Origin of the sequence: Streptomyces sp. NPDC048258, from assembly GCF_043201995.1 — a bacterium.
Lineage (GTDB): Bacteria > Actinomycetota > Actinomycetes > Streptomycetales > Streptomycetaceae > Streptomyces.
Genome location: NZ_JBICZH010000010.1, coordinates 91,898 through 101,622, shown reverse-complemented (window position 1 = coordinate 101,622; position 9,725 = coordinate 91,898). Strand labels below are relative to the sequence as shown.

The following is a 9,725-nucleotide window of genomic DNA, read 5'->3' as shown; positions in this document are numbered from 1 at the left end:
ATTCAGCCCCTCAGTCCCATTCCAGGCCGCCGCGGCGCCACACGTAGGCGTAGGCGACGAAGACGGTGAGCACGAAGAGCAGCATCTCGACGAGCCCGAAGATCCCCAGGGAGTCGAAGGTGACGGCCCAGGGGTAGAGGAAGACAACCTCGATGTCGAAGACGATGAAGAGCATCGCCGTCAGGTAGTACTTGATGGGGAAGCGACCGCCGCCGGCCGGCACCGGAGTCGGCTCGATGCCGCACTCGTATGCCTCAAGCTTTGCCCGGTTGTACCGTTTTGGGCCGATCAGCGTGGCCATGACCACGGAGAAGATCGCAAACCCTGCGCCGAGGGCGCCGAGCACGAGGATGGGTGCGTACGCATTCACGCTCCTCGCTCCTTCCAGTCGTCCTTGACCGTTGGACCGCTGCACCGGCGCCGCGCCCCGCCTCGCGAAGATCGCGCTTTTGATCGAGCGCTTGCATGTGAGGCAGTTCACAAGCCGGACTGGTGCGCATCTTATGCCCGCTCCTCTGTGATCTGCGACACGGGTTGCAACAACGAGTTTGTGATCTCCACCACCTGACGAACGATCATGAAGTCCGATGAGTGGTGATCTTCATACGCGAAGCATCCACATGATCACCAAAGGTGACATCCGACCTCGTTACCGCAGGTAGGAGGGGTCGCGCACTATCAAACGGTGGCCATTGCAGGCAAATTGGCGACGGCGGCACTGGAGTGATAAAGGGATCGGCTTCGCCCGGTCGGGGGAGCCCGCGTGTACGGAGGTGGACACGGGGCAGACGCGGATCCCGAGGCGCCGTCGGCCGCGTGCGTCCGTTCACGAACCGGCCGGGCAGTTCACAGCGAGATCACGGACGGACCACAGTGTCCGCACAACGTGACGCTCCTGTGACCTGCGCCACTCTGAATTGATGCTTCCGAAAGAGGGCTTGGCCATCTGTGCGGCGGAATGGTAGGCCGAGGATCAATTCGGGACTTATTGCGGATAACCCATGATCACAGCCTTGTGAAGGCATGTCCGTTTAGTCCGTTACGGCGTCAATAAGGAGCGCGACGCGCCCGGTTCGTGCGATTCGCACGCAACTGTGGCGCAAGCCACGTTTCTTGAAGGGAACCCGGGCGCCCTGATAGCGGTTGTCCTCATGTCCCACACCGCTCACATACCCAGCCACCGGAAGCCCCGCCGCAGCGCCTCGAAGCTCGCGGTCCGCGCCGGAGTTGCCGGTGGCGTCCTCAGCACCCTCGCCATGGCCGGCACCGCGAGCGCGTCCCCGTCCGCCGAGCCCGTGGCCGAGACGACGCTCGAAATGCCGGTCCTCAACCTGGACCTTGCCGCCGAGGTCTCCTCCGCCGTCACCACGGCCGCCGAGAACACCCGTGCCGCGGCCGTCGAGGGCGAACTGACCGCCCAGGAGGAGAGCGCCCGCACCGGCGCCGCCGCCGAGGCGAAGAAGGCCAAGGAAGACGCCCAGCAGAAGGCCGACGCCGAGAAGAAGAAGGCCCAGGAGGAGGCGGACCGCAAGGCTGAGGCCGAGCGCGCGAACCGCTCCTCCGCGCGCGCCACGCTGTCGACCAAGTCCTCCGGCGCGACCTCCAGCGACGGCTCCGGTGCCTCCGTGGCCGCTCCGGCGACCGGCTCCGCCGCCGCCATCGTGAACTTCGCCCGCGCGCAGGTCGGCAAGGCGTACGTCATGGGCGGCACCGGCCCGTCCTCGTTCGACTGCTCGGGCCTCGTCCAGGCCGCCTACCGTCAGGCCGGCATCTCCCTGCCGCGCATGTCCCAGGCTCAGTCCTCGGCCGGCACCTCGGTCTCGCTGAGCGCCCTGCAGCCGGGTGACATCCTGTACTGGGGCTCCAAGGGCAGCGCGTACCACGTCGCCATCTACGTCGGCGGCGGCAAGTTCGTCGGCGCGCAGAACCCCAGCACGGGCATCGTCGAGCGCAGCCTGAGCTACGACAAGCCGACGGGCGCCGTCCGCGTCCTCTGAGCGGTCCGCGCCCTCCGGGCCGTCTGAGCCGTCCGCGCTGAGCCGTTCGAGCCGAGCCGTCCGGAAACGCACGAAGGGCCGGTACTCCCCCGCTCGGGGGTGGAGTACCGGCCCTTCGGCGTTCCTCAGGCGAGGCTCGCCGCGTTGTGGTTCACGCGCAATTGAGTCGGCCCCGGCCGAAAGGGCCGGGGCCGAGTGATCGAGGGATCGAGGGGCCGGTCGGTCAGCCGAGCGACGCCGCGAGCTTGAGGCGCGCGTCGCGCTGCTTCTTGTACAGGGCGAGGGTTTCGGCGTGCTCCTCGACGAGCCGCTTCTGGTACGCCGCCTCGGCGGCCGCCCAGATCCCGACGAGGTTCACCTCGCGCTTGCACGCCACGTCCTTGGTGGCGACCGCGACCGCCTTGGGGCCGGCCTTGTCGTTCTGCAGGCCCAGTTTCTCGATCACCTCGTACGGCGTCCTGACGCCGCCGTACCCGGACTTGGCCATGCATTCCGACCATTTCGCGAGCACGTCCCCGACCCTGGAGTCCTCCTGCGCCCGGGTGTGCGCCTCCGAGGCGAGGCCGAATGTGAACAGCAGGTCCACACTGTCCTTCGTCGGCGCGTAGAGCTTGCGGTAACCCTCCCGCTGGCAGCCGCCCGCGGGCACCTTCTGCCCGCCGACGGTGAGACCGCTGTCCGCCGCCTGGGCCTCCTCGTCACTCACCGGGCCCGGGTCGGCCTGGCCCTTGTCCTCGGGGCGCTGCCCGAACAGGACGGTGGACGCGCTGTCGCTGAGCTGCGGCACCGACGGCCGGGGCGGGCGCTCGCGCCCCGCGTCCGGGTTGTACCCGTACGTCGCCGCGCGCACGGGATCGGCGATCCCGAAGAGGTTCTGATGCCGGTCCTCCTTCGGGGTGGCGCCGTCCGCAGCGGGTTTCGGCGGCTGCTCGTAGGAGAACCCGTAGCGGGCCATGCACTGGGCGGTCAGCCGATACTGCGCAGCGTCCATCCGCCCGCGCTCGCCGTCCGTATCCGTGTACGCGTCCATCGGGAGCGAGAGCGAGATCGTGGCGGGGTTGACGGAGACAGGGCCGAGGGCGGGTTCGCCGCCGCTCGCGCCCTTCGCCCCACCGGCTTCCGCGCACCCCGCCAGGAGGGTCGCTGCCAGCAGGGCGGCCGCCGCGGTGGAGCAGCGGCGCTGTGCGGATGGCATCTGGTGGGTTCCTTCGGTACGGCGGCGTTCCTGCTGACCTGCGGATCCGAGGGCCTACTGAACGTAGAACCGCGACGAGCTGATCTTGTTCTTGAAGTTGCTGGACGCATTGCCGATGTGACCGATGGGAATGGAGCCCTTGATTCCGCCGTAGTTCCAGTCCGTGTAGACATTCCAACCGAATACGTCACGGTTCCAGTAGGACTCCGTGTTGTCGTTCACCCAGTCCGTGCGACCGTGGCAACCGGCGGGACCGTAGAACTTGTTGTCCGTGAACGTGTCGTCGTCGTTGTTGTAGTCGAAGACGCAGCCGCCGCGGTCGACCAAGTAGTACAGCCCCATCTCGTACTGCTCGAGATAGCCGTCATGCACGGACGCCGAGGCGGGGGCGGCCGTCGCCACCAGCAGGGCGGCCGCGATGGCCGCAGGGGCGGCCGCGAGACGCAGTCCACGCAGGTTCTTGTTCATTCACACATTCCCCACCGTAGAAATAGACAGTGCGGGATTCCACAACTGCCTTAGGTCAAGCGGGATTTAAGCCCAGACGACATCCACACACAAGGAGAGTCTCAATCTACGGACTGTCAAAAAGGCGTCGTGAGACGGGGGTTGTAGCTCTGGAAAACATTCCCTAGGATCACGAACCGCGTTCACAGTCATTCCCATTGTGCGGACGCTCCCATTCCACATTCCCACCCCGAGGGAAGCGCCAGCATGCGCAAATACGCCATCGCCCTTTTCTTCGCCGTGTCCCTCACCCTCACCGCCTGTTCGGGTGACGGCGAGCCCAAGGCCAGTGACAGTCCCCCGCCCACCGCGGCGGAGATCGCCTACTACGACTGCCTGAAGGGACAGGGAATCAAGATCGTCCACCTGGACTACGGGGCTCCCCGCGTGGACAAGGACGATCCGTCCGCGAAGAACCTCCCCGCGGCTCAGGAGGCGTGCAAGGACAAGGTCCCGCCGGAGCCCTCTCCCGTGCAGGCCGACCCGAAGGTGCTCGACGCCGCCCGCAAGGAGACCGCCTGCATGCGCGCGGAGGGCGTCACCTGGTATCCGGATCCGGACCCCGTGACCGCCGAGTTCGACGACAAGGGGCTCACCGTCGAGCAGCGGGGCGAGCTCAGGACCAAGCACCGCGACGCCCTGCTGAAGTGCAAGGGGAAGGCCAAGGGCGGGCCCGACGGCGTGCTCGGCGGATGAACGAGCTGCAGGACGTCGTGGAAGACGTGAGTGAGGACGCGCAGGGCGACACGGCTGCCGTCAAGGGGGCCGCGCCCGGATCCTCCCCGCTCCACCGGGGCCGGCGCGTGGTGCTCGGGCTTGTCGGTGGGGCCGCGCTGATGGCTGTCGGCGGATTGCTGGCCACCACGCTGGTGAAGTCCCCGGCGCAGGTGGCCGCCGAGACCGGGCCGCCGGCGCAGGGAGTGCTGACCGCGGAGGTCGAGCGGCGGGTGCTCGCGCAGAAGGTGGTGATGCGCGGGACCGTGGTCGCCGACCAGAGCGTCGAGGTGGCCCCGCAGCCCCGCTCCGGTGACGGGGCGGGCACACCCGTCGTGACCAAGCTGCCGCTCAAGGCCGGGGACCCGGTCGCGGCCGGGCAGCTGCTGGCGGAGGTGTCCGGGCGGCCCGTGTTGACCCTCAAGGGGACCCTGCCCGTCTACCGCGACCTCAAGCCGGGCGCCACCGGCGACGACGTGGCGCAGCTGCAGCAGGCTCTGCGGGACCTCGGGCACGGCACCGGCGGCGACGTGAAGGGCGTGTTCGGGGCGGGTACGAAGACCGCTCTCGCCGCGCGCTACAAGGCCATCGGGTACGACCCGCTGCCCGCCGTGGCGGACGGCGCGGACGTGCTCAAGGCCGCACGGGAGGCCGTACGGTCGGCCGAGTGGGCCGTGGAGGACGCCGAGGCCGGCCGCAGGGGCAAGACGACCGCTCCCGGCCCCTCCGCCTCCCCGGGCACGACGGGCACGACAGGCACGACGGGCACGACGGGCACGACGGGCGGTGAGAAGACCTCCGGCGGCACCGACGGCGGAACCGGCGACTCCGGCCGGAGCCTCGCGCGTGCCCGCCAGGCGCTCACCGACGCCCGGGCCAAGCTGACGGCGGCGGAGGCCGCCGACGGGCCGATGCTCCCCGCCTCCGAGACCGTGTTCCTCAGGTCCTTCCCCGCCCGCGTCAGTGCTGTCGGCGGCCGCATCGGCGGCCCCGTGTCCGGAGCGGTGCTCACGCTGTCCGCGGGTGAACTCGTCGTCGAGGCCTACCTCAAGGAGGACAAGAAGCAGCTGCTGCGCGCCGGCATGGCGGTGGTGGTCTCCTCCGAGGTCGCCGGCACCGACGTGAGGGGCGAGGTGGCGCTGGTCGCCACCGAGCGGTCCACCGGCCAGCAGAACGGGCCGCAGTCCGACCAGAACGGCCAGAGCGGCCAGAGCGGCCAGAACGGCCAGAGCGGCCAGAGCGGTGGCTCCCAGAGCGGCCAGGGCGGTGGCTCCCAGGGCAAGGGCGGCGGCGGAGCCGATCTCGGCTACCGGATGGTGGTCCGCGCCGACCAGCCACTGCCCGCAGGTTTCGCCGGGCAGGATGTCCGGCTGACCATCGAGTCCGCCGCCACCGACGGCGAGGCGCTCGTGGTCCCGGTCACCGCCGTCTCCGCGAGCCCGGACGGCCAGACCCTCGTCACGGCCGTCGCCGCCGACGGCACGCAGCGGCGCATCGCGGTCCGGGCCGGCACCAGCGGCGACGGTTACGTGGCCGTGGCCCCCGTCCAGCCCGACGACCTCGCCGCCGGTACGAAGGTCGTCATCGGCGCCGCCCCCAAGGGGACGGACAAGGGGACGGACACCGGGTCGGGCAAGAGGTCGGGCAAGTGAGGTTCCCCCGCGCGCGCCGCCCCCGGGAGGACGAGGAGCCGGAGCCCGGCACCCCCGTCATCGAATTCCGCGGGGTCGGCCTCACCTATCCCGGGCCGCCGCCCGTCGAGGCCCTGCACCCCTGCGAGCTGGTCGTCCGGCGCGGCGAGTTCATCACCGTCGTCGGCCCCTCCGGCTCCGGGAAGTCCACCTTCCTCAACGTCGCCGGGCTGCTCGACTCCCCCACCAGCGGCCGGTACCTCCTCGACGGGATCGACACCGCCGCGCTCCCCGACCGGGAGCGCACCGCCCTGCGGGGCCGCCGGATCGGCTTCGTCTTCCAGTCCTTCCACCTGCTGCCCCACCGCAGCGCCCTGGAGAACGTCACCCTCGCCATGCTCTACACCGGAACACCACGCGCGCAGCGCCTCGTACGGGCCCGCGAGGCCCTCGACCAGGTCGGTCTCGGGCACCGGGCCGGCGCCGTGCCCGGGCGGCTGTCCGGCGGCGAGCGCCAGCGCGTGGCCATCGCCCGCGCCCTCGTCGGGCGGCCCTCACTCCTGCTGTGCGACGAGCCGACCGGCAATCTCGACTCCGCCAACACCGCTTCCGTACTCGGCCTGCTGGACGAACTGCACGGCGCCGGGATGACCGTCCTCGTCATCACGCACGATCCCGAAGTGGCCCGGCGCGGAGCCCGGACCGTCACCATCCGCGACGGGCGGCTGCGTACGTGAGCACCGTCGCCCCCACCCGGCTGTCCGTACGCGACGCCCTCGCCGAGGCCGTCGCCGGGATGCTGCGCCGACCCGGCCGGGCCGTGCTCACCGCGCTCGGGACCGTCCTCGGCGTCGGCAGTTTCGTCGCCGTGCTCGGCCTGACCGCCACCATCTCCTCGCAGATCGACGGCCGGTTCAACGTACTGACCGCCACCGAGGTGACCATCGAGGACGTCGCCGGCCGGCAGAACGAGTTCGCCGGCCCCGGCTTCCCCGCCGACGCCGAACAGCGGCTGCGCCCGGTCGCGGGCATCCGCAGCGCCGGGGTCCTGTGGACCGTGCGCCTGGACTCGACGACCACGATCGGCGCCCTGCCCTCCGGCGGCAGCACCTCGTCCGGCACCACCGTCGTCGCCGCCTCCCCCGGGGCCGTCGCCGCGCTCGTGCCCACCGTCCAGGAGGGCCGCCTCTACGACGAGTTCGCCGAGGGGAGCCGGCAGCGCGTCGTGCTCATCGGCAGCGGCGTCGCCGAACGCCTCGGCATCACCACCCTGGCCACCCGGCCCGCCCTCTACATCGGCCGGGAGCCCTTCACCGTGGCGGGCGTCATCGCCGACGTGGAGCGCAAGCCGGAGAACCTGCTGTCCGTGCTCGTGCCCCGGGCCACCGCCGAGGAATTGTGGGGGCCGCCCGCACCCGGCGCCGCGAGCATGCTGATCGCCACCGAGCTCGGGGCCGCCCGCCAGGTCGCCGATCTCGCCCCGCTCGCGCTGCGCCCCGACCATCCCGAGTACCTGAAAGCCGTACCGCCCCCCGACCCCCGGACGCTGCGCTCCGGCGTCACCTCCGACCTGAGCGCGCTCTTCCTGCTGCTCGCCGGGATCTGCCTGGTGATCGGCGCGGTCGGGATCGCGAACACCACGCTCGTCGCCGTGCTGGAGCGGACCGGCGAGATCGGGCTGCGGCGCGCGCTCGGCGCCCGTGGACGGCACATCTCGGCGCAATTCATTACAGAATCGGCAGCCTTGGGCGCCCTCGGCGGCCTGGTCGGCACCTCGCTGGGCGAGCTGACCGTGGTCGCCGTGTCCGTCCTGCGCGACTGGACCCCGGTGATCCACCCGGCCACCGTCGCCGCGGCCCCGCTCGCCGGGCTGCTCACCGGACTACTGGCCGGGCTCTATCCCGCCTGGCGGGCGGCCCGTGTCGAACCGGCCGAAGCCCTGCGAAGATGAGGACAGCAGTGGCTCGTTCCGACCGCTAGACCTTGGAGGTGGTGGTCCCGTGAACCTGAATCCGTACGAGTACCACGGCGCCGGCGATCCCACCGCCGGCCCGGCCGCGCTCGGGCTCGGCCTCCTCGGCATCGGCGGCTGGCTGCTGACCACCGCCCGCCCCTGGCAGAAGCCGGGCAACGCCCTCACGCTGGGGCTCGGCTGGAGCGCCTCGGGGGCGCTGCTGCTGTGCGGTCTGGTGCTGCTGGCCAAGTGCGTGCGTACGGTGCACGGCGGCGCGGACGCGGAAACGGAAACGGAAGCGGGCCGCGGCGGGGAACCCCCCGCCCGGCCCGCCCGTTCGTCCGACTGAGCCGCCCGAGCCCCGTCAGGCCTTCGGAGCCACCTTCGAGAGGCCGTTGATGATGCGGTCCATCGCGTCGCCGCCCGTCGGGTCGGTCAGGTTGGCCAGCATCTTCAGCGTGAACCTCATCAGCACCGGGTGGGTCAGGCCGCGCTGCGCGGCGACCTTCATGACCTTCGGGTTGCCGATCAGCTTCACGAAGGCGCGGCCCAGCGTGTAGTAGCCGCCGTAGGTCTCCTTGAGCACCTTCGGGTAGTTGTGCAGCGCCAGTTCGCGCTGGGCCGGGGTGGCCCGGGCGTGCGCCTGCACGATGACGTCGGCCGCGATCTGGCCCGACTCCATGGCGTAGGCGATGCCCTCGCCGTTGAACGGGTTGACGAGACCGCCCGCGTCACCGACGAGCAGCAGGCCCTTGGTGTAGTGCGGCTGCCGGTTGAAGGCCATCGGCAGGGCCGCGCCGCGGATCGGCTGCGTCATGTTCTCGGGGGTGTAGCCCCAGTCCTCCGGCATGGACGCGCACCAGGCCTTGAGGACCTCGCGCCAGTCCAGCTCCTTGAAGGCGGAGGAGGAGTTGAGGATGCCGAGGCCGACGTTGGACGTGCCGTCGCCCATGCCGAAGATCCAGCCGTAGCCGGGCAGCAGCCGGTCCTGGGGGCCGCGTCGGTCCCACAGCTCCAGCCAGGACTCCAGGTAGTCGTCGTCGTGCCGGGGCGAGGTGAAGTACGTACGGACGGCGACGCCCATCGGGCGGTCCTCGCGCCGGTGCAGGCCCATGGCGAGGGACAGCCGGGAGGAGTTGCCGTCGGCGGCGACGACCAGCGGGGCGTGGAAGGTGACGGGCGTCTTCTCCTCGCCCAGCTTCGCCTGCACACCGGTGATGTGCCCGGTGCGCGGGTCGCGGACCGGCTCGCCGACGTTGCAGCGCTCGTACAGCCGGGCGCCGGCCTTCTGCGCCTGGCGGGCCAGGGTCTCGTCGAAGTCGTCGCGCTTGCGGACGAGTCCGTAGTCCGGGAAGGAGGCGAGTTCCGGCCAGTCCAGCTGGAGCCGCTGTCCGCCGCCGATGATGCGCAGGCCCTTGTTGCGGAGCCAGCCGGCCTCTTCGGAGATGTCGATGCCCATCGCCACCAACTGCTTGGTGGCGCGCGGGGTCAGTCCGTCGCCGCAGACCTTCTCGCGCGGGAAAGCCGTCTTCTCCAGCAGCAGGACGTCCAGCCCGGCCTTGGCGAGGTAGTAGGCGGTGGTCGAGCCGGCGGGCCCGGCCCCGACGACGATCACGTCCGCGGAGTGTTCGGAGAGGGGCTCGGTCACTGCGGGGTCTCCCGAAGGCTCGATACTCGATAAAGGGTGCCCAACGGCACCGGACATGTGCAGTCTATGCAGCGAGAGA

The 9,725-nt window shown here is 70.7% G+C and carries 10 protein-coding genes; 6 read left to right on the top strand and 4 right to left on the bottom strand.

Going from position 1 to position 9,725, the window contains the following annotated elements; all coding sequences use genetic code 11:
- Positions 1-10: 10 nt before the first annotated feature.
- Positions 11-370, bottom strand: a complete 360-nt coding sequence (locus ACGFYQ_RS23040) for an NADH-quinone oxidoreductase subunit A (protein WP_008738438.1) — start codon at positions 368-370, stop codon at positions 11-13.
- Between the two features lie 781 nt (positions 371-1,151).
- On the opposite strand from ACGFYQ_RS23040, the gene ACGFYQ_RS23035 reads away from it, so the two are divergent.
- On the top strand, positions 1,152-1,997 hold the full coding sequence (locus ACGFYQ_RS23035; protein WP_393746757.1) for a C40 family peptidase: 846 nt from the start codon (positions 1,152-1,154) through the stop codon (positions 1,995-1,997).
- 223 nt (positions 1,998-2,220) lie between these two features.
- Here the strand turns inward: ACGFYQ_RS23035 and ACGFYQ_RS23030 are convergent, their stop codons facing one another.
- Together ACGFYQ_RS23030 and ACGFYQ_RS23025 are read right to left on the bottom strand one after the other, a co-directional pair.
- The gene (locus ACGFYQ_RS23030) at positions 2,221-3,192 is read right to left on the bottom strand and encodes a hypothetical protein (RefSeq protein WP_393746755.1); all 972 of its coding nucleotides are present in this window, start codon (positions 3,190-3,192) and stop codon (positions 2,221-2,223) included.
- Positions 3,193-3,246: 54 nt separating this feature from the next.
- Entirely contained in the window at positions 3,247-3,660 is a 414-nt protein-coding gene (locus tag ACGFYQ_RS23025) for a hypothetical protein (RefSeq protein WP_393746753.1), read from the bottom strand.
- A 246-nt stretch (positions 3,661-3,906) separates the two neighbouring features.
- On the opposite strand from ACGFYQ_RS23025, the gene ACGFYQ_RS23020 reads away from it, so the two are divergent.
- The 5 genes from ACGFYQ_RS23020 to ACGFYQ_RS23000 are packed head-to-tail and all read left to right on the top strand — an operon-like array spanning position 3,907 to position 8,347.
- A complete protein-coding gene (locus ACGFYQ_RS23020) occupies positions 3,907-4,395 on the top strand; it encodes a hypothetical protein (protein ID WP_393746751.1) in 489 nt (162 codons plus the stop codon).
- The gene (locus ACGFYQ_RS23015) at positions 4,392-6,065 is read left to right on the top strand and encodes a peptidoglycan-binding protein (RefSeq protein WP_393746749.1); all 1,674 of its coding nucleotides are present in this window, start codon (positions 4,392-4,394) and stop codon (positions 6,063-6,065) included. The genes ACGFYQ_RS23020 and ACGFYQ_RS23015 overlap by 4 nt, the downstream gene beginning before the upstream one ends.
- Entirely contained in the window at positions 6,062-6,781 is a 720-nt protein-coding gene (locus ACGFYQ_RS23010) for an ABC transporter ATP-binding protein (protein ID WP_393746747.1), read from the top strand. Before ACGFYQ_RS23015 ends, ACGFYQ_RS23010 begins: the two co-directional genes overlap by 4 nt.
- On the top strand, positions 6,778-7,995 hold the full coding sequence (locus tag ACGFYQ_RS23005; protein ID WP_393746745.1) for an ABC transporter permease: 1,218 nt from the start codon (positions 6,778-6,780) through the stop codon (positions 7,993-7,995). The genes ACGFYQ_RS23010 and ACGFYQ_RS23005 overlap by 4 nt, the downstream gene beginning before the upstream one ends.
- 49 nt (positions 7,996-8,044) lie before the next feature.
- Positions 8,045-8,347, top strand: coding sequence for a hypothetical protein (locus ACGFYQ_RS23000; RefSeq protein WP_393746743.1), 303 nt, complete (start codon positions 8,045-8,047; stop codon positions 8,345-8,347).
- 15 nt (positions 8,348-8,362) lie between these two features.
- Here the strand turns inward: ACGFYQ_RS23000 and ACGFYQ_RS22995 are convergent, their stop codons facing one another.
- Positions 8,363-9,646, bottom strand: coding sequence for a geranylgeranyl reductase family protein (locus ACGFYQ_RS22995; protein WP_393746741.1), 1,284 nt, complete (start codon positions 9,644-9,646; stop codon positions 8,363-8,365).
- Positions 9,647-9,725: the final 79 nt, after the last annotated feature.